A 19984-nucleotide genomic window follows, 5' to 3' on the forward strand; every position below is an offset into this window, starting at 1 on the left:
ATTAATAACCTAAAAAAACAAAAAATATGGCTTTTGAATTACCTAAATTACCGTATGCATACGATGCATTGGAACCTCATATAGATGCTAGGACCATGGAAATCCACCATACCAAGCACCATAATGGTTACACTACCAAATTGAACGGTGCGATTGAAGGTGCCGACTTGGAAGGCAAGGGAATCGAAGATATCCTTTCAGGTTTGGATATGTCCAACGCTGCAGTTAGAAACAATGGGGGTGGATTTTTTAACCACAGTCTTTTTTGGGAAGTAATGTCCCCGAACGGTGGTGGAAAACCATCTGGTGAATTGGCGTCTGCAATAGACGATGCTTTTGGTTCGTTTGATGCCTTTAAAGAGAAGTTTTCTTCTGCTGCCGCTACCCAGTTCGGTTCAGGGTGGGCATGGTTGTGCGTGCACAAAGGAGGAAAAGTTGAAGTATGTTCAACTCCAAACCAAGATAACCCTATTATGCCCGGTGTAGGTTGTGGTGGTTACCCAATTTTGGGATTGGATGTTTGGGAGCATGCATACTATTTAAACTATCAAAACTTGAGACCGGATTACATTTCTGCATTTTTTAATGTAATCAACTGGGACAAAGTTTCTGAAAATTATGCGGCTAGTAAATAATAACTAGTTCATTCATAAATAAAAAAGCCGTGCACAAAGTGCACGGTTTTTTTTGTTCAATTTTTTTAAAATAGAAAAGGGCGAGGAAGTCCTCACCCTTTTCGTCCCAAATCTTACCATAAACTTAACCTACTTATGCTATGGCGAGACTAAAATACTGGTATTGTGTAAAATAACAAAGGGTTTTAAAAAATATTTTGCGTTTAAAAGAAAAAAGAAAACGTGCAGTTCATCGATAAAATGGATAAAACCTTGGTAGTCAAACATAAAGAAGCCGGAGCACGCTCCGGCTTCTTTCCCCAAATCTTACCATGAACTTAACCTACTTATGCTATGGTCCTCCAAATGTAAGCCAAGAGCTGATTTTTATTGTAAGCTTTTAGATGAAACTCCCTTAAATGGGTTGAAGTGTTAAAAGAGGCCCGATTATTGATAAATGTCAAGAAAACAAAGGATAAGGAGACCTGTTTGGAAAAGTATAGAAAATAAAAAAGGTGGAATAGCTTCCACCTTTTTTGCCCCAAATCTTACCATGAACTTAACCTACTTATGCTATGGCAGATACTAAAGTAGGATTGCACACTGCTGATTGTATAAAAACCCGCTATTCTGTTAGTTTCATCGATAAAATGCACAGTTTTGTGCGCTTTTACCTTGAATTATCTTAATATGCTCGTTCTTTTTTACCCTCGAAAAAGTTGACGAAAGCCTTGTTTACCACTCTATTACCTCCAGGAGTTGGGTAGTTTCCTGTGAAATACCAATCACCAAGGTTTTTAGGGCAGGCACTGTGCAGACCTTCTACTGTTTGATAGATGATCTCCACTTCTGCATTGATGCCTTCGGGGCTTAGAATTTCGCCAATTTTATTTGAAATTTGTTTTGCTGAGAACGGTGCGTAAAACTCTTGTACATAGTTCACTGCATTTTTATTCGTTGGATCTGTCTGTGTTAGGCACTTTTCATAAATCTCCTTGATTCTGTGTGTGGTGCCATGATCTTCATGAAGTGCCAAAGCGGCCCTAAATGCAACAAAGTCTTCCAATCGAGCCATATCAATTCCGTAACAGTCAGGGTAACGAATCTGCGGTGCAGACGATACCACGACTATCTTCTTGGGAGACAATCTGTCCAGAATTTTAAGGATGCTTCGTTTTAAGGTAGTTCCTCGAACAATACTATCATCAATGATTACCAAGTTGTCCGAAGGCTTCACGGAACCATAGGAAATATCATAAACGTGAGTCACCAAATCGTCCCTACTGCTATCTTGGGTGATAAAGGTCCTAAGCTTGGCATCTTTGATGGCCACTTTTTCAATGCGTGGACGAATATTTAATATGTTATGAAGCTCTTCCGCGGTCATTTTGGAACCCAGAGCCAAAATCTGTTCCTCTTTTTTCTTGTTGAGGTAGTTTTGTGCTTCTTTCACCATTCCAAAGAACGAGGTCTCCGCGGTGTTGGGAATATAGGAGAAAACTGTATTCTCTAAATCGTTGTCTATCGATTTCAATATTTCTGGGAAAACAAGTTTGCCCAATAGCTTTCTTTCTTGATAGATTTCTTTGTCACTACCACGGGAGAAATAGATGCGCTCAAAGGAACACGCTTTGCGTTCGGTAGGTTCCAATATCTTTTTCAAGGCCATTGAGCCACTTTTCTTAACGATTACGGCATGACCTGGGTCAAGTTCTTTTACATCGTCAAAATTAACATTGAACACGGTTTGGATTACGGGGCGTTCCGACGCTACCACCACTACTTCATCATCCTGATAGTAATAAGCGGGTCGGATTCCAGCAGGATCTCGCATCACAAATGCATCACCGTGACCGATCAGTCCGCTCATGGCATATCCGCCATCCCAGTTTTTGGAAGCCTTTCTTAAAATTTTAGCTACGTTCAACCGTTCGGCGATCAAGGCGGACGCTTCTCTTTTCGTATATCCTTCTTTTTTGATTTGTTTGTAAAGTTTGGCCACGGCATCATCCAAAAAGTGACCGATCTTTTCCATTACGGTAACGGTGTCGGCTTTTTCTTTTGGGTGCTGCCCCAGTTCTATCAAGTTGCCGAACAGCTCATCAACATTGGTCATGTTAAAGTTACCGGCAACTATCAGGTTACGGTGCATCCAGTTGTTCTGTCTAAGGAAAGGGTGTACGCTCTCAATACTGTTCTTTCCAAATGTGCCGTAGCGAACGTGCCCCATCAAAAGCTCGCCGATGTAGGGAATGTTCTTTTTTTGCCAGTCAACATCATTTTCGCGTTCCGGGTTTTCGGTCAACGCCGTATTGATACGGTTGTTGATCTGGGCAAAAATATCCTGAATGGGCTGCTGTTGTGCAGATCTAACCCTGCTCATATAGCGCTCACCGGGCTGCATGTCCATTTTTATGCTTGCAAAACCGGCACCGTCCTGCCCACGGTTGTGCTGCTTCTCCATCATTAGGTACATCTTGTTTACGCCGTAAAAAGCTGTACCGTACTTTTCTTTATAGTACTCCAGGGGTTTAAGCAAACGGATCAATGATATTCCGCATTCGTGCTTAATGGGATCACTCATAACAATTACAAATAAAAAAGCCCCGAAATTTTCAGGGCAAACATTTATGTTAATTCAATATTGAACTGCGTCAATTCTTTAAACTGTGTCAAGCGGGCCTCGACCTCGCTCTTTTTTAAATCGACCATCCGGTCCGTGCCAAATTTTTCCACACAGAACGATGCCAAATTGGATCCATGGATAATGGCGTTTTTCATGCTCTCAAAGGAAATGTTTCCTGCCTCGGTCAAATATCCTGCGAAACCACCTGCAAACGTGTCTCCTGCACCGGTGGGGTCAAAAACTTCTTCCAACGGAAGGGCGGGCGCAAAGAAGATATTGTCCTTATGGAACAAAAGTGCTCCGTGCTCCCCTTTTTTGATAACGACATATTTAGGGCCCATTTCCTGAATCTTCGCGGCGGCCTTGACCAAGGAATATTCGTTGGTCATCTGACGAGCCTCTTCATCATTTATGGTAATGACATCAATTTTTGAAATCACTGTCATCAATTCATCCCAAGTATTATCCATCCAAAAATTCATGGTATCCAAAACTATGAGCTTTGGTCGTTTTTTCATCTGATTAATTACACTCAGTTGGATATTAGGGTGAAGATTGCCGAGCATTACAATGTCGGCATCGGTATAATCATTGGGAACAACGGGGTTAAAGTCCGCCAAGGTATTCAATTCGGTGGCTAAAGTATCCCTGGAGTTGAGGTCGTTATGGTATTTGCCTTCCCAAAAGAAGGTTTTGCCCCCTTTTACAACTTCAACACCTGAAAGGTCTATGTTCTTGTTTTTTAAAATATCCATGTAAGATTGTGGAAAATCATCTCCCACTACGGATACTATTGCAGCGTTTATTTTAAACTGTGATGCGGCCAGACCGATAAAGGTTCCTGCTCCTCCCAATATTCTTCCAGTTTTCCCGAACGGTGTTTCAATGGCATCAAAAGCCATGGTTCCCACGATCAGTAATTTGCCCATTCCCTAATTTTTTGTGCAAATATACGGTATGGATGTTCCAATTATCAAAAAATGGCTTCTTTGTTCGTGCAAACGGTTACTTTCTTCCAAAATCGGCGGGGATTTCGCCCCATGCCTTGGTCTCCCATTTAACGATAGGGGTATTGAACCGATTTTTTTTCAGCCAATTCTCCGCTCGTTCGATCAATTCGAACAGTTGGGCATTTTTGGCGGTTTTGACCAATTTTGTACCACACTTTTTCTTTCGAACCCACCCGATGGCGATGCGGGAATCGGAATAGAGGATACGGTCGCTTTTCTTCTGTTGTAAAAACGCCAGACCGTGTACCAGGGCAAGAAACTCGCCTACATTGCTGGTTCCCTGTTCAAACGGACCTTGGTGAAAAAGCACTTTTTTGGTTTTGGTGTCCACACCACGGTACTCCATTCTGCCGGGGTTGCCACTTGAGGCGGCATCTACGGCAATGGAATTATAATTGGGGTCTCCGATTTTTAAAAGTTCCTCCGGGGTGAGTTCACTTTTTCCCTTGGATTTGCCCTTGTAGTCCATGTAGTTGCTATTATAGGCTTTCTTGGCTTCCTCAAACGTGGCGAACGATTTGTATTGGGCGCCTTTATATCCTTCAATCTGGGCCTTACAATCTTTCCAAGACTCAAAAATTCCAGGGTGTTTGCCTTGCCACACTACATAAAACTTTTTCTTTTTGGCCATTAGGACAATAGTTTTTCTATCACTTTAGGGAAATGTTCATATTCGAGTTGATGAACTTTTTGGGCGATTGAATTTGCATCGTCAGAAGGAGTCACATCGGTTTTAGCTTGAAAGATGATAGCGCCTTCATCATAATTTTCGTTTACATAATGAACGGTAATGCCGGTTTCCGACTCCTTATTTTCTTTTACGGCCTGATGGACCCTATCCCCATACATGCCTTTTCCGCCATATTTGGGCAACAGGGCGGGGTGAATATTGATGATTTTGTTGGGAAATGCTTCGATGAGGTTGGAAGGAATCTTCCAAAGAAAGCCAGCGAGTACAATTAAATCTGTTTGTAAACCTTTTAGCAACCGAACCACGGTATCCGAATCCCTGAAGGCAGTTTTATTAAAATAAAATGCGGGCACATTCAACCTTTCGCATCGGTCAAGAACTGTTGCCGTTTGTTTGTTGGTGAGTACTGCAGCAACCGTTACCTCTGGTTTTTCACGAAAAAATGATATAATATTTTCTGCATTGGACCCACTGCCCGATGCGAAGATTACAATTCGTTTCATTCGTTAGGAATTGATAGGTTTTTGGACTAAATTACGTCGGCTAAAGTAAGGTACAGTATTTTAAGATGTTTATTTTGCATCACATTTTATCGACAAATAGTGTATTTAATCCAAAGTTTTATATTTTTGCCAACGATTTAAATTTTTAAAACCACAATAATTATGTCAGACATTGCATCAAGAGTAAAGGCTATCATCGTTGATAAACTAGGTGTAGATGAGAATGAAGTTGTAGCTGAAGCTAGCTTTACCAACGACTTAGGAGCGGATTCCTTGGACACTGTTGAACTTATCATGGAGTTTGAGAAAGAATTTGATATCCAAATACCAGATGACCAAGCAGAGAACATCGCCACTGTTGGTCAGGCCATTAGCTACATCGAAGAAGCTAAGTAATTATATGATATATCGCTAAAGATTTAAAATTATCCATGTGGTGGTTATCGCATGGATAATTTTTTTTATAATTTAGGTCTAAAGGGTAAAAAAAATAGTTCAATGCAGTTAAAGCGAGTTGTAGTTACCGGAATGGGAGCATTGACCCCCATAGGTAACAATTTAGAAGCTTATTGGGAAGGACTACGGACTGGTACGAGCGGTTCTGCACCCATTACGTATTTCGACACCGAAAAATTTAAGACAAAGTTTGCTTGCGAGCTTAAAGGATACGATCCAAACGACTTCTTTGATAGAAAAGAGGCCAGAAAGTTGGATAGGTTCGCCCAGTATGCCTTGGTCTCTTCCGACGAAGCCATAGCAGACTCTGGAATAGACTTGAACGTTGTGGACAAGTTTAGGGTAGGTGTTGTATGGGGAGCCGGAATCGGTGGACTGGAAACTTTTCAGAATGAAGTGATGGGGTATGCCGAGGGAGATGGCACACCTCGCTTCAATCCTTTCTTTATTCCTAAAATGATTGCCGATATAGCACCGGGTAACATATCCATAAAACATGGATTTATGGGGCCAAATTATACTACGGTATCCGCATGTGCATCATCGGCAAATGCCATGATCGATGCGCTTAACTATATTAGATTGGGCCATTGCGATGTAATCGTAACCGGGGGTAGTGAAGCCGCCGTTACCATTGCAGGTATGGGAGGATTCAATGCCATGCACGCACTTTCCACTAGAAACGACAGTCCAGAGACCGCATCCAGACCGTTCGACGCAACGCGCGACGGGTTTGTACTGGGAGAAGGAGGAGGAGCACTGATACTTGAAGAGTATGAGCACGCCAAAGCTCGTGGTGCTAAAATATATGCAGAAGTTCTGGGTGGAGGATTGTCAAGTGACGCCCACCACATGACCGCACCACATCCTGAAGGAATTGGGGTAGTAAAGGTGATGGAAAATTGTTTGATGAACGCAGGATTAAAACCTGAGGACGTTGATGCCATCAATACGCATGGAACCTCTACACCACTTGGGGACGTGGCCGAGCTTAAAGCTATTTCCAAAGTGTTCGGGGATCATGCCAAGGACATCAACATCAATTCTACCAAGTCCATGACAGGACACTTGTTGGGAGCGGCCGGAGCAATCGAGGCCATCGCATCAATACTGGCCATGGAACATAGTTTGGTGCCCCCAACTATTAATCATAGTGTGGTAGACGAGCAAATAGACCCTTCACTTAACTTGACCTTGAACAAGGCACAAGAACGTGAAGTGAAAGTTGCCATGAGCAATACATTTGGCTTTGGTGGACACAACGCTTGCGTACTATTCAAAAAAATAGGGTAGTTTTGTAACATGAAACTTACTTCCAAAATATTCAATTCCCATCCAAGCTCGGATGGGGATTTTTTTTTGGGAATGAAAAGAATACTTGGATTTAAGCCCAAGAGTCTTGAAATCTACAAAACAGCCTTTCTTCATCGTTCCATGAACAAAAAGGACGATGAGGGCAATCCGGTGAACTACGAGCGATTGGAATTTCTAGGAGACTCCATGCTGGGTACCATAATTTCAAAACACCTGTACAACGAAGTGCCGGAAGGGGACGAAGGATATCTTACCAAAATGCGCTCCAAGGTGGTCAGCCGAAAACATCTAAACGAATTGGGAAAGGACCTCGGTCTACTCAAATATGTGGAGAGCAGGATTCCCAAGGCACATTTTGGTGATAATATACATGGAAATGTTTTCGAGGCACTCGTGGGAGCTATTTATTTGGATAGAGGGTACAATTACTGCGAAAAATTCATCAACGAGAGGGTAATTGAGCCCTATGTCGATATAGAACAGTTGGAGGGCAAGGTAATAAGTTATAAGAGTTTGGTGATAGAGTGGTGCCAAAAAGAAAAGAAACCCTTTAATTACAATGTTTACGAGGACACCGGAAACGATGAGCTCAAACACTTTGCGGTAAAGCTGACCATAGGGGATAGAATGCTCGCCAAAGCAAGGGCCACATCCAAGAAAAAAGCTGAAGAAAAAGCATCCAAGAGAGCCTATTTTGCACTGCAAAGTAGGATAGACAACAAGTAACTTTAAATAATGGTAAACTCAAACGTTTTCGCTTGATTTATAAGTGTATTGTTTTGTATAGACTAGGCATTCAATTGGATTAAGCCTATATTTACGGTTCGTGTTATGGGCATATTAACGACGCATAAGATATCGGCGGACTTGTACGATGAAAGCTTTTCGCTCATCGCCATTCACAGTAATTTGGAAGATTATGCCATCACCTATGCCATAAATTCCAGTTGTGGACTGTATCTAAAACGAATGAAAAAGGACCTCCAATTAAATGGAAAAATGTCTTTTTCCGTGTTTGATTGGGACGATGAGATGAGTGAGATGTATTGGACGCTGATTTCCAACAAGTGCGAAGTTGAGGAGGAAATGCCTTCTGTGGGATTATTTGAAAACAATGTTTCCCGAAGAACAGATTATTTGGTGAAAGAACGCAAAGAAGTAGATTATTTTTTAAAGGTAGATACGATAGATGAAGCGTTGTTTCTCAAAAAAATCAAATCAATCAACACAATAGCCAAAGTGATAACAGCATATCCTTTGGATGCACAGAATTTAAAATCAAAAAGAAATTTAATCTTTTAAAAATGCCAACTAGAAAGAAGACTAAAATTGTAGCAACCCTTGGACCTGCCACCAGTACAAAAGAGACCCTAAGGGAAATGATCCTTGCAGGAGTGGATGTTTTTAGAATAAACTTTTCCCATGCCGCCTACGAAGATGTTGCCGAGCGAATTAAAATGATTAGGGAGCTTAATGAGGAATTGGAAGTTAATATAGCCATCCTTGCCGACCTACAAGGCCCCAAACTAAGAGTTGGGGTAATGGGCGGTGAAGCCGTAGTTGCTCCAGGTGATGAGGTTACCTTTGTAACGGGCGAACCGTTTGAGGGCACCGCCGAAAGGGTGTACATGAACTACAAGAGCTTTCCCAAAGATGTTAAGGCGGGGGAGCGTATTCTTTTGGACGATGGCAAGCTTATTTTTGAAGTAAAATCTACCAATGGAGAAAACGAGGTAGTTGCCAAGGTTATCCAAGGAGGGCCTCTTAAATCTAAAAAGGGGGTAAACCTTCCCAACACGAACATTTCTTTGCCGGCACTTACAAAAAAAGATATCAAAGATGCCATTTTTGCAATAGAGCAAGATGTGGACTGGATAGCACTATCATTCGTACGTCATGCACAAGACCTGTATGATCTCCACGACCTGATAAAGCAGCACACAGAGCATAAAATCCCAGTGATTTCAAAGATTGAGAAACCAGAAGCACTGGACAATATCGATGAGATAGTAAAAGCTTCCGACGGACTTATGGTGGCTCGAGGTGACCTAGGGGTAGAAATCCCGGCACAAGAGGTCCCATTGGTTCAGAAACAATTGGTGTTGAGTGCCAAAAAAGGAAGAATTCCTGTAATCATCGCTACCCAGATGATGGAGACCATGATTACCAGTTTAACCCCTACCCGCGCCGAGGTGAACGACGTTGCCAACTCCGTAATGGACGGGGCCGATGCCGTAATGCTCTCGGGAGAAACATCTGTGGGGAATTATCCGGTACAGGTTATCGAGAAAATGGCAAGTATTGTTTCAAGTGTTGAAGGTTCCAATTTAATAAAGGTACCGCAGACCCCACCGCACATCCGTACCAAAAGATATATAACCAAGTCGGTTTGTTACCATGCCGCGTTAATGGCAAACGAAATCTCCGCAAAGGCTATCTCAACGTTGACCAACAGTGGGTACACGGCCTTCCAGATTTCCGCTTGGAGACCAGCCGCACATATCCTTGTGTTTACATCGAACAAGAGAATATTGACCCAATTGAACCTTTTATGGGGGGTTAAGGCGTTCTACTACGACAAGTTTGTCTCCACTGACCAGACCATCGAGGATGTAAACCAGATAGCATGTAAAAAAGGTTTCTTGGAAGTAGGCGATATGCTCGTAAGTTTGGCGGCCATGCCCATTAAAGAAAAAGGTATGGTAAACACCTTGAGGGTAACAGAGATAGAAAGCTGCAATTTCTAAAATAGAAAAACAGATTTATAAAAAGCGCGCATCCAAAGATGTGCGCTTTTTTGTTTGACTTTAATTCTTTTGGGCTGTAAGTATGAGCGAAATAGAAAGACTAATCGTTCTGAAACGGAACAATCTTCCCAATGAGATACGAATACAAGGATTCCAAGTTAGGAGCCATTTTAGGATTTTCGGATGATATCAAAAGTGATGAGGAACGATTCTCCACAACCTCAAAAACTATTAAATTTTTATGGAACCGGAACAAATGCCCCTTGACGGTTCAAATAGATGGAATGGATTTGGAACTGTTGCCCAATCAGATTATTACCGTTACATATTTACAACACGTTTCCTATTCCAAAGTGCAATTGCCACTTACAGCCATACTTTTTAACAGGGAGTTTTACTGTATATTCGATCATGACAGCGAAGTTTCCTGTAATGGGATTCTGTTTTTTGGAACACAGGATATCCCTATCATCACTATTCCAAAAGAACAGTTGAACAAGTTCAATTTGCTGCACGATATTTTCATTGAGGAGTTCTCCACATCCGACAATATTCAGGGCGATATGCTTCAAATGCTACTAAAAAGAATGATTATAATGAGCACGCGATTGGCAAAAGAACAGCTCATGGTCAAAGCATTGGGGAACGATCAGATTGAAACCATCCGAAAATTCAATGTGTTAGTGGACCTAAACTTCAAAACCAAGAGGAAGGTGAGCGATTATGCTGAATTGTTGCACAAATCCCCCAAAACACTATCCAATCTTTTTGCCATTTACAATCAAAAGTCGCCACAACAAATTATTCTGGAACGAATCGCATTGGAGGCCAAACGACTCATCAATTTTACCGATAAACAAAATCAGGAAATTGCGTTTGAGCTTGGGTTCACCGACCCCGCACATTTTAGCCGTTTTTTTAAGAAGATGACACAAATGAGCCCATCAGAATACCGTGAAAACCTCTTTTTGATGGCCTAAAGGAAATTTGGTCAAGCCATCGGGAAATCCTTCCTAACACCCACCCTCTTTTTCGGAGCATCTTTGCCCTGTAATAAAAAAAACAGATAAAAGATGAAATCCACAGAAAGATCAATTTTTAATCTCATTGAGATTTTTAGAACGTCACAGAAAACCGAAGTAAAAACAGCTACTGTTGCGGAACACTGTGAGCAAAAGTATCATCACGATTTCTATTGTGATGCGGAACAACCCTTTGTACAGACGTATTAATCATTTAAAAATAATTCATATTAAAAATTCAATTATGAGCACAATCAATGTACCTAAAAGAGAAGAAGTAAGCACGGCCAATCAGGCCATTTTTGACAATCTGGAAAAAACGCTGGGATTTGTTCCCAACCTTTTCGCCACCTATGCACACTCCGAAAATGCGCTGGGCAATTATTTAGCCCTTTCCAATGCGAAAACCTCATTGAAGGCCAAGGAAAAAGAAGTGGTGAATTTGGCCGTAAGCCAAGTAAACAACTGTATTTACTGTTTGTCCGCACACACGGCTATTGGCAAGATGAACGGTTTTACAGATGAGCAGATCCTAGAGTTAAGAGCTGGAAAAGCTTCTTTTGATAGCAAACTGGATGCGCTGGCACGTTTGGCCAAGAACATTACCGAAAATAGGGGAGCAACAGACCAGCAAGTTCTGGCTGATTTTTTTGCCGCTGGGTGGACCAAGGAAAATTTGATCGACACCATAGTTTTAGTAGGGGATAAAACAATCACAAACTATATCCATAGAACAACAAAAGTTCCTGTGGATTTCCCAGAGGCACAACCATTGGAAGGAGTTAAAGCTTAATCTAAGTGAATCCCTTGTTAAAAAAGCCCCTCATTTTGGAGGGGCTTTTTTATACCAGCTCTGCGTCCATAAAAAGAGATGGCGCGATACTTTTGGACATAAAAATAGGCCAGTCGTTTTTGAACAGATGGCTCTCGGTAACTGCACTTTCATACAAAAGGTAGAGTCCGCCCGAAATTTTTTCCGTTTCTGCTTTGGACAAATTGGAAATGTTATCGCCAACCACCTCGCCCAAATACAGGAGCAATTCTTTCTTCTGCTGTTGAATTACACTAAGAATGGTAGTTTGGTCAGGAGAAAGCTCGCCAAGCGTCTTGAGTCCCCAACAGCCCTGAAAATTTTCCTCGAGGTACATATCCCGCAGTAGGTCAAATATGGCCAATAGCTGATTTTTTCCTTTTGGTCTATCGTTCACATAACCTTTGAGATTCTTAATAAACGCACTGTGTCGCTGATTAAGATAGGCAATGCAAATATCTTCTTTGGATTTAAAATGACTATATAGCGTAGCTTTTGCTATGTCACATTTGGTAATGATTTCGTTGACCCCCGTTGAATTATATCCCTGCGAATAGAAAAGGTCTCCCGCTGAAGATATAATGTGCTCGTGCAATTCGTTTCGTTGCATAAATGAGTAAAATGTAGTTAATGGTGGTCGATGGTACTACAAATTAAAAGAAAATATGTAACTCGAGCCCCAACTATCAACTATTATTCCGGTTTGAATAAACAAATATTACATTCTTTAGTTTTTAAGAAGAATGCTAACAGTCTAGCATAGTGCTCATTGTAAACATTTTCCTATATTGTGTATCATAATTTATCAATCAAATAACTAAAAACAACAGAAATGAAAAAATTACTTCTGGCCTCATTTGTAGGCCTTCTTTCCTGTTTAATGAGTTTTGGGCAAGGATTTCAGTTCAAAGCCGATGACATCGACATCGATTACAAAACCTACACTTTAAAAAATGGACTCACGCTTTTGGTCCATGAAGATCACAAAGCACCAATCGCTGCGGTGAATGTTTGGTACCACGTAGGGTCTAAAAACGAAAAACCGGGCAAAAGTGGCTTTGCACACTTATTTGAGCATTTAATGTTCAACGGAAGTGAGAACTACAACACCGATTATTTTCAAGCATTGGAGAGCATCGGGGGTACCGATTTGAACGGAACCACTAACACGGACCGAACCAACTACTTCCAAAATGTGCCCGTTTCTGCTTTAGATCAAGTGTTGTTCTTGGAATCTGACAGAATGGGACATTTATTGGGAGCGATTGACCAAGAAAAACTGGATGAGCAACGTGGGGTTGTTCAAAATGAAAAAAGGCAAGGCGAAAACCAACCTTATGGGATGCAATGGGATTATCTGACCAAGGCCATGTATCCAAAAGGGCACTCCTATTCCTGGACCGTAATCGGAGAAATGGAAGATTTGAACGCCGCCTCTTTAGAAGATGTACAGGAATGGTTTAAGTCCTATTATGGTGCTGCTAATGCGGTGGTCGCCGTAGCAGGGGACATTGATGCCGAAGAAGTGCATCAAAAAGTGATTAAATATTTTGGGGATATACCCTCAGGCCCTACGGTAGAGCGACAAGAGGTGAACATACCCAATAAGATTTACGACTCCCGTCAAGAATATCAAGACCGTGTTCCGGAGACCAGAGTATTGTTCGCTTGGAACACACCTCCATTTGGATCAAGGGAAGACCTTCACTTTGATTTGATTTCTGCCATTTTAACGAGTGGAAAAAATTCAAGGTTGTACCAAAAATTCATCTATCAAGACCAATCCGCCAGTGCCGCGGTCTCTTTTCAATCATCCAGCGAAATTGCAAGCCAGTTCATCACTTGGTTAAATGTGAAGCAAGGAGAGGATGCCGCAAAATTGGAAAAGGAACTTGAGGCCGAAATCGAAAGATTTATCAAAGAAGGACCTACCGAAGAAGAACTGAAAAGGGTAAAGGCCAATTACTTTGCTAATTTCATTAAAGGCTTGGAACGAATCGGTGGATTTGGAGGGGTATCCGATATTTTGGCTTCCAATCAAACCTACCATGGCGATGCATCATACTACAAAACACAATTAAAATATGTTGAAGATGCAACGGCCGAAGACCTTAGGAAAACAGCGGAAAAATGGCTAACAAAAGGGAAACATATTTTAATCTGCCGACCATTTCCTGAATATGATATCGTAGAATCTTCGGTGGACAGAAGCAAATTGCCAGAGCTCGGAGCGCCAAAAAGTTCAAAATTCCCAGAGCTGCAGCGTATGCAATTATCCAACGGACTTAACGTGGTGTTGGCGCAGCGTAAGGGGGTGCCCACGGTAATCATCAATTTGGTGGCCGATGCCGGTTACAAAACCGATTATTTGTCCAGCCCCGGTACGGCAAATTTGGCCATGAACTTAATGGATGAGGGAACAAAGGACAAGACCTCTTTGGAAATAAACGAGCAATTACAGCTCTTGGGAGCCTCTTTGAGTACTTTCTCCAGCCAAGATGAGTCCAATGTATATATGAGTACCCTAAAGCCAAGTTTGGATGCCAGTCTGGATTTGTTTATGGACGTTTTACTCAACCCGGTATTTCCTCAAAAGGAGTTTGAAAGATTACAAAAGGAGCAAATCAATAATATAAAACAGGAGAAATCACAGCCCATCACCATGGCCTTGCGGGTGATGAACAAATATCTTTATGGAGAGGACCATCCCTACAGTAGTCCTTATACAGGTACAGGATATGAAGACTCGGTCTCGAACTTGACAAGGGACGATGTAGTTAATTTTTATAACACCTGGTTCAAGCCGAACAATTCCACATTGATAGTAACAGGGGATGTGGAAATGAGTGAATTGAAATCCAAATTGGAAAAGACGTTGGGCAAATGGAAAAAAGGCGATGTTCCTACCATCGCTTTCAATCAGCCCAAGACCGGCTCCAGTAATACGCTGTATTTAATGAACCGACCAGAATCCCAACAATCCGTGATTTTGGCCGGACACCTGACCGAAAAGTACGGAGGGGTCAATGAAATTGCTTTGGAACAAATGGTGAATATCCTCGGAGGAGATTTTACCTCTAGAATCAATATGAATTTGAGGGAAGACAAACACTGGTCCTACGGAGCTGGCGGTTTTGTGCTGGGATCCAAAGAAGAACGCCCTTTTATTGTTTATGCACCGGTACAGACGGATAAAACAGCAGAATCCGTGACCGAAATAAGAAAGGAAATATCCGAATTTACCTCTACAAGGCCTGCCACCGGCGAAGAGTTGGAAAAGGTGAAGACCAATCAGGTATTGAAGCTTCCCGGGCAATGGGAAACCAATAGTTCGGTAAACAGCTCGGTGAGGAGTTTGATTCGGTATGATCTACCCGATGATTACTATCAAAAGTATGATCAGAATGTTAGAAGCCTTTCTGTGGATGATATAAAGAAAGTGAGTAATGAGGTGGTTCAGCCTGGAAAAGTGAACTGGTTTATGGTGGGAGATCGTGCCGAGATCATCGACAAACTGGATGCGCTTGGTTTTGATAATATTGTTGAGATCGATGCGGATGGGAATCCTAAAAAACCAGCAGTAAAACCTACGGAAACGGATATCAAGAATTAAATAGGATAGCCTCCCGAAAGGGGGGCTTTTCTTTTAAAAATCAAATTTGAGCTGAACGAGCACCGATTCTTTTTCTTCGGTCTTTTTCTCTTTTTCCGTGTTAAGGTTGGCCAAGGAAATACCCAGCAATCGAACCGAATTTTCCAAAGTGGATTGGTACAAAAGCTCCTTGGCGGTTTCCAATATCAAATCCTTATTGGCAATAAAATAGGGAAGCGTCTTGCTGCGGGTCTGTAGGGTAAAATCGCTGTACTTGATTTTCAAAGTGACCGTTTTCCCGGCAATTTTTGATTTTTGGAGCCTTCTTTCCAGTTCACTGGCAATGTTCTCCAACTTTTCCAGCATGAAGATTTCACTGCTCAGATTTTCAAAAAAGGTCCGTTCCGCCCCAACGGATTTCGGAATACGGTGCGGCTTTACGGCACTGAGATGAATTCCCCTTACTACATTAAAATAATGGCCTCCACTTTTCCCAAAATGCTGTTCCAGGAACTCCGCTGGTTTTTCTTTAAGGTCCTTGCCCGTGAATATTCCCAAGCGGTACATTTTTTCTGCGGTCACCTTGCCCACGCCATAAAACTTCCGAATGTCCAGATTTTCCAAAAACTCTATTACCTCTTCGGGGTTTACGGTTTTCTGTCCGTTGGGTTTGTTGTAATCGCTGGCCACTTTGGCGATAAACTTGTTAATGGAAATTCCTGCCGAGGCCGTCAACCCGGTTTTTTCAAAGATTTTTTGACGGATTTCCTTAGCAATCAAGGTAGCAGAGGGATTCCCTTTTTTATTTTCGGTGACATCAAGATAGGCTTCGTCCAAAGAAAGGGGTTCTACCAAATCGGTCCATTCAAAAAAGATGCTCCTAATCTGGTTCGAAACCTCTTTATAACGGTCAAAGCGGGGTTTTACGAATATGAGCTCGGGACAATTTCTTGCAGCAATACTGCCTGCCATGGCACTTCGCACACCAAATTTCCGTGCTTCGTAACTTGCTGCGGATACTACCCCACGCTTGGAACCGCCACCAACGGCAATGGGCTTCCCTTTTAATTCCGGATTATCATGCTGTTCCACGGACGCGTAAAAGGCATCCATATCCACATGAATTATTTTTCTTAAGGGAAAATCAAAGTCCATTTTCAAATTTAGGGTATATTTAGTTTGATGGAACATTTGGAAATAGAACGAAAATTTTTGGTCAAATCGGAGACCTTCAAACAGCAGGCCACATCACAGACCCGAATTGTACAGGGATTCCTGAATACGGACCCGGAAAGGACCGTTAGGGTCAGGATCAGGGGAGAAAAGGGCTTTTTAACAGTAAAAGGCGCCAGTAACGAATCGGGGACCACGCGCTTTGAATGGGAGACCGAAATTTCGGTTGCAGAGGCAGCTAATCTTATCGACCTGTGTGAAGCCGGTATACTCGAAAAAGTCCGTTTTGAAGTGCCGTTGGGCAAGCATACGTTTGAGGTGGATGAGTTTTTGGGAGAGAACAAGGGACTTGTCTTGGCAGAGGTGGAGCTCTCACATGAAGATGAACGTTTTGAAAGACCGGACTGGCTGGGCCAAGAAGTCACCGGCCAAGTGCAATATTACAATTCGCAATTGAGTATAAAACCGTATAAAGAATGGTAGCCAAATCTAACAGAACAAGGCAGCTCATCAATATCTTTATATTGGTTTCCGCATGTTTGGCCATTTATTTTGGATTTTACAATGACAGAGCACTTTTTATGTTCTTCAAGCCATTGACTACGATTTTGGTAATTGCCTTACCATTTTTTGCGCCAAAGAATGGCCATGTTACATTTGGAAGATTGGTTATCGTTGGTTTAGTGTTCTGTTTGTTGGGGGATGTTCTGTTGCTATTTGACGCATATTTTTTATTTGGACTTGTGGCATTTTTAGTGGCCCATATTTTATTCTCCGTATCATTTATCCAATACATGGGATTTTACAAAAACTGGATTGCTTTTCTGGTTCTTTTCGGTATTGCCGGAGTTCTGTTCTATTGGTTAAGACCTGGTTTGGGAGATTTGTTGCTACCTGTTTCCATGTATGTATTAATAATAACTTTTATGGCATGGCAAGGAGTTGGCCTGTACATGAGGGAAAGGAACAACGCACATGCTCTTATGGCTATGGCCGTATTATTTTTTATGCTTTCTGATGCACTATTGGCGATTTCCAAATTCAAGAGCCCGTTTTACCTCTCAGGGCCATTGATTTTGAGTACTTATTGGTTGAGTATCGGATTGATTGCGAATGCAGGGTATCAAATTATTTCCGAGAAGAAGCGATGATTAAATGAAATTGAAGTTCAAATAAACCAAAGGCTTAATCTAATTTTTTATCCAAAGCCAAAATAGTTTGCAAGAGCACATTGGCTCCATTGGCCATATCTTCGGCTGATGTAAACTCTTTGGGTGAATGACTAATACCTCCCTTGCTGGGAACAAAAATCATCCCAACAGGAGCAAATCTGGATATGTCCTGCGCATCATGTCCGGCACCACTGGGCATATATTTGTAGCTAAGTCCCAAGGCCTTCGCGGAGGATTCTATTTCGTTTTGGATAGCGGTATCCGTCAGGGCCGGTTCTGCTGTGGTGTCCAACGGTAAAAACTCAACGGTAACATTGGATTCCTTGGCAATCTGTTCGGTTTTTTTCTTGATGGCCTGATATACTTTTTGAATCACTTCCAAAGAGAGGTCACGGATTTCAAGACTGGCGGTCACCTTTCCCGGTATTACATTGGGTGCTCCAGGTTCCGCTTTGATTCGTCCTACTGTACCTACCTGAGTTCCCTCGAAGCTATTGGTAATCTCGTTTACCGCAACAATATATTTGGCAGCTGTCAAGAGTGCGTCCTGTCTAGCGTTCATTGGAGTGGTGCCCGCGTGATTGGCAGAACCTGTAAAGACCACATCCCACCAATTGAGACCTACAATACCTTCTACTACCCCAATGTTCAAACCTTCTTTTTCGAGTTTGCCCCCTTGTTCAATATGAAGTTCCAGAAAAGCGGCCAAGCTACCTTTATCGCGTTTCGCTTCTTTCAGTTTTGTGGTATCTCCACCCATGCGCATAATGCCTTCGCCCATGGAATAACCGGTGGAGTTGACCACCCCAAGTGCGGATTTTCCCAAATTGCCGGCCATGGCCCTGCTTCCCATAACACCGCCCTCTTCATTCGGAAAAATGATGACCTCAAGAGGGTGGTTGGTGGTAATATTGTTCTCGTTCAAAGTTTCGATGACCTCCAACGCGGCCATTGAGCCCACGCAGCCATCATAATTTCCTCCGTTCGGTACTCTATCGATATGGGAACCAAAGGCAATAGGTTTTAAAGAAGGGTCGTTCCCGTTTCTTTTCCCTATAATATTTCCAGCGGGGTCTACCGTCACCGTCATTCCATAATCCTTTAGCGTCTTGATCACCCAATTTCTACCCTCTATATCCGCATCGCTAAAAGCAACACGCTCCGTTTCGCCATTTGGTTGAATCCCAAATTCTGCAAGGTCGAAAATTCTCTTTTCAAGACGGTCTTGGTCGACTTTTATGTTGGATTGCTGAGCTGATAGGGTCCCAATTAAAAGAATGGAAAGAACAGTGATGAACAGTTGTCTCATAATTTCCTGGTTTCCTTAAAAATAGGGAATTAGAAAGAAAAATATGCTAAAATGACTAAGCAGCTTTTTCTGTGGCGGTCGATCTTATTTCGTGGTCAATCAATTTTTGCTCCGACCACTTTTTTTTACTGATACCACTGCACAGGGGAATTATAAAACCAATCCCTAAAAGAGCAACGGCGACCATAAAAATATTGACGGGATTCACAAAGAACGAACCACTGTTCAAGGTTGCCAATATGAGCATTGTTGAAAGTGGGAACGACAATGCTAGAATTGCCACTCCAAAATCGCCACTAAATGTTCTTCTTTTCGACTTTTTGTCCATTTCCATGCTATCCACGGCGGCTATGTGGGCATAGGGCCAAAAACTGCAGGCGCTAAGTCCAAAGGCCATGGTCAACAAAATTTCATTCCGGGCTTCTATTCCGGCTACCGTTACGAATATCGCTGAAATCAACAGTACCAAGCCTGCACGTGTACAGAGCAAGGAAAAAATCTGGAAGAACTGTTTTCTTTTGATTTTTACCGCAAGACCTATAAAGAGTAATACCAACGGCGTCATGATCAAGCTTAATTTTTCAAGGGTTTCGCTCAAAAAGAAGGGAAGGGAATCCATATGTAGTCCAAAAGCAAGTAAAACAAGTGCTGCCGCGATGAATACATTTACAGGTTCCGAGACCATTGCTTTGATCAATGGTTTCAATTTGGTTCCTCCATTCTTCTTTTTATCTAATTGAAGGCCGTAATGCCAGTTCATGGCCACTAAGTAGAGAAAAAAGAGTACAAAAACCTTATTTCCAAGGTCGGACATCGCTGCCTTGGCCAAATATTCTTCGCCGAGAAACTCCAAAATAAAAGGGAAGGACGACAATCCAGGCGCCAAAGAGGGCACCAATAGTTTGGCTGTCCTATACTCCGAGGTTCCTTTTCCAATTCCCATA

Annotated in this window: 20 protein-coding genes; 12 read left to right on the top strand and 8 right to left on the bottom strand. The window is 42.2% G+C overall.

Going from position 1 to position 19984, the window contains the following annotated elements; translation table 11 throughout:
* Positions 1 to 26 precede the first annotated feature (26 nt).
* On the top strand, positions 27 to 635 hold the full coding sequence (locus GUA46_RS02450; RefSeq protein ID WP_176619159.1) for a superoxide dismutase: 609 nt from the start codon (positions 27 to 29) through the stop codon (positions 633 to 635).
* 664 nt (positions 636 to 1299) lie between these two features.
* Here GUA46_RS02450 and GUA46_RS02455 read toward each other — a convergent pair.
* From GUA46_RS02455 to purN, 4 genes are all read right to left on the bottom strand, one after another.
* Positions 1300 to 3198 carry an amidophosphoribosyltransferase gene (locus GUA46_RS02455; RefSeq protein WP_176619160.1) on the bottom strand — a complete coding sequence of 633 codons (1899 nt, stop codon included), beginning with the start codon at positions 3196 to 3198 and terminating at the stop codon, positions 1300 to 1302.
* Between the two features lie 44 nt (positions 3199 to 3242).
* On the bottom strand, positions 3243 to 4169 hold the full coding sequence (locus GUA46_RS02460) for a PfkB family carbohydrate kinase (RefSeq protein WP_176619161.1): 927 nt from the start codon (positions 4167 to 4169) through the stop codon (positions 3243 to 3245).
* 76 nt (positions 4170 to 4245) lie between these two features.
* On the bottom strand, positions 4246 to 4881 hold the full coding sequence (locus tag GUA46_RS02465; protein ID WP_176619162.1) for a ribonuclease H1 domain-containing protein: 636 nt from the start codon (positions 4879 to 4881) through the stop codon (positions 4246 to 4248).
* Positions 4881 to 5444 carry a phosphoribosylglycinamide formyltransferase gene (gene purN / locus GUA46_RS02470; RefSeq protein WP_176619163.1) on the bottom strand — a complete coding sequence of 188 codons (564 nt, stop codon included), beginning with the start codon at positions 5442 to 5444 and terminating at the stop codon, positions 4881 to 4883. The genes GUA46_RS02465 and purN overlap by 1 nt, the downstream gene beginning before the upstream one ends.
* Positions 5445 to 5606: 162 nt before the next feature.
* On the opposite strand from purN, the gene GUA46_RS02475 reads away from it, so the two are divergent.
* The 8 genes from GUA46_RS02475 (at position 5607) to GUA46_RS02510 (ending at position 11776) form a co-directional block, all read left to right on the top strand.
* Positions 5607 to 5840 (top strand): acyl carrier protein, encoded by a 234-nt coding sequence (locus GUA46_RS02475; protein WP_009778413.1) that lies wholly within the window; start codon positions 5607 to 5609, stop codon positions 5838 to 5840.
* A 102-nt stretch (positions 5841 to 5942) separates the two neighbouring features.
* Positions 5943 to 7193: a beta-ketoacyl-ACP synthase II gene (fabF, locus tag GUA46_RS02480; protein WP_176619164.1), complete on the top strand. Its 1251-nt coding sequence runs from the start codon at positions 5943 to 5945 to the stop codon at positions 7191 to 7193.
* 9 nt (positions 7194 to 7202) lie between these two features.
* A complete protein-coding gene (gene rnc, locus GUA46_RS02485) occupies positions 7203 to 7940 on the top strand; it encodes a ribonuclease III (RefSeq protein WP_108245727.1) in 738 nt (245 codons plus the stop codon).
* 105 nt (positions 7941 to 8045) lie between these two features.
* Positions 8046 to 8516: an IPExxxVDY family protein gene (locus tag GUA46_RS02490; protein WP_176619165.1), complete on the top strand. Its 471-nt coding sequence runs from the start codon at positions 8046 to 8048 to the stop codon at positions 8514 to 8516.
* Positions 8517 to 8518: 2 nt separating this feature from the next.
* Positions 8519 to 9961 carry a pyruvate kinase gene (gene pyk / locus GUA46_RS02495; RefSeq protein WP_176619166.1) on the top strand — a complete coding sequence of 481 codons (1443 nt, stop codon included), beginning with the start codon at positions 8519 to 8521 and terminating at the stop codon, positions 9959 to 9961.
* A gap of 131 nt (positions 9962 to 10092) precedes the next feature.
* The gene (locus GUA46_RS02500; RefSeq protein ID WP_176619167.1) at positions 10093 to 10941 is read left to right on the top strand and encodes a helix-turn-helix domain-containing protein; all 849 of its coding nucleotides are present in this window, start codon (positions 10093 to 10095) and stop codon (positions 10939 to 10941) included.
* 93 nt (positions 10942 to 11034) lie between these two features.
* Complete coding sequence (locus GUA46_RS02505) at positions 11035 to 11193, top strand: hypothetical protein (RefSeq protein WP_159075794.1); 159 nt, start codon at positions 11035 to 11037, stop codon at positions 11191 to 11193.
* A 34-nt stretch (positions 11194 to 11227) separates the two neighbouring features.
* Complete coding sequence (locus GUA46_RS02510; protein ID WP_108245731.1) at positions 11228 to 11776, top strand: carboxymuconolactone decarboxylase family protein; 549 nt, start codon at positions 11228 to 11230, stop codon at positions 11774 to 11776.
* Between the two features lie 49 nt (positions 11777 to 11825).
* Here GUA46_RS02510 and GUA46_RS02515 read toward each other — a convergent pair whose 3' ends face one another.
* Positions 11826 to 12404, bottom strand: a complete 579-nt coding sequence (locus GUA46_RS02515; RefSeq protein ID WP_108245732.1) for a TetR/AcrR family transcriptional regulator — start codon at positions 12402 to 12404, stop codon at positions 11826 to 11828.
* Between the two features lie 222 nt (positions 12405 to 12626).
* Between GUA46_RS02515 and GUA46_RS02520 the strand changes: the two genes are divergently transcribed.
* Positions 12627 to 15407 carry a M16 family metallopeptidase gene (locus GUA46_RS02520; protein ID WP_176619168.1) on the top strand — a complete coding sequence of 927 codons (2781 nt, stop codon included), beginning with the start codon at positions 12627 to 12629 and terminating at the stop codon, positions 15405 to 15407.
* Between the two features lie 33 nt (positions 15408 to 15440).
* On the opposite strand, the gene dinB is transcribed toward GUA46_RS02520, so the two are convergent.
* Entirely contained in the window at positions 15441 to 16541 is a 1101-nt protein-coding gene (dinB, locus tag GUA46_RS02525) for a DNA polymerase IV (protein WP_176619169.1), read from the bottom strand.
* Between the two features lie 27 nt (positions 16542 to 16568).
* On the opposite strand from dinB, the gene GUA46_RS02530 reads away from it, so the two are divergent.
* Together GUA46_RS02530 and GUA46_RS02535 are read left to right on the top strand one after the other, a co-directional pair.
* Positions 16569 to 17042, top strand: coding sequence for a CYTH domain-containing protein (locus tag GUA46_RS02530; protein WP_176619170.1), 474 nt, complete (start codon positions 16569 to 16571; stop codon positions 17040 to 17042).
* Positions 17036 to 17710, top strand: coding sequence for a lysoplasmalogenase (locus GUA46_RS02535; RefSeq protein WP_176619171.1), 675 nt, complete (start codon positions 17036 to 17038; stop codon positions 17708 to 17710). Before GUA46_RS02530 ends, GUA46_RS02535 begins: the two co-directional genes overlap by 7 nt.
* Positions 17711 to 17744: 34 nt before the next feature.
* On the opposite strand, the gene GUA46_RS02540 is transcribed toward GUA46_RS02535, so the two are convergent.
* Both GUA46_RS02540 and GUA46_RS02545 read right to left on the bottom strand, forming a co-directional pair.
* A complete protein-coding gene (locus GUA46_RS02540) occupies positions 17745 to 19040 on the bottom strand; it encodes a Zn-dependent hydrolase (protein WP_176619172.1) in 1296 nt (431 codons plus the stop codon).
* Positions 19041 to 19095: 55 nt separating this feature from the next.
* On the bottom strand, positions 19096 to 19983 hold the full coding sequence (locus GUA46_RS02545; protein ID WP_176619173.1) for an AEC family transporter: 888 nt from the start codon (positions 19981 to 19983) through the stop codon (positions 19096 to 19098).
* Between the last annotated feature and the right edge of the window lies 1 nt (position 19984).

It is taken from the genome of Flagellimonas chongwuensis, assembly GCF_013376415.1.
In the GTDB taxonomy this organism is placed as follows: domain Bacteria; phylum Bacteroidota; class Bacteroidia; order Flavobacteriales; family Flavobacteriaceae; genus Flagellimonas; species Flagellimonas chongwuensis.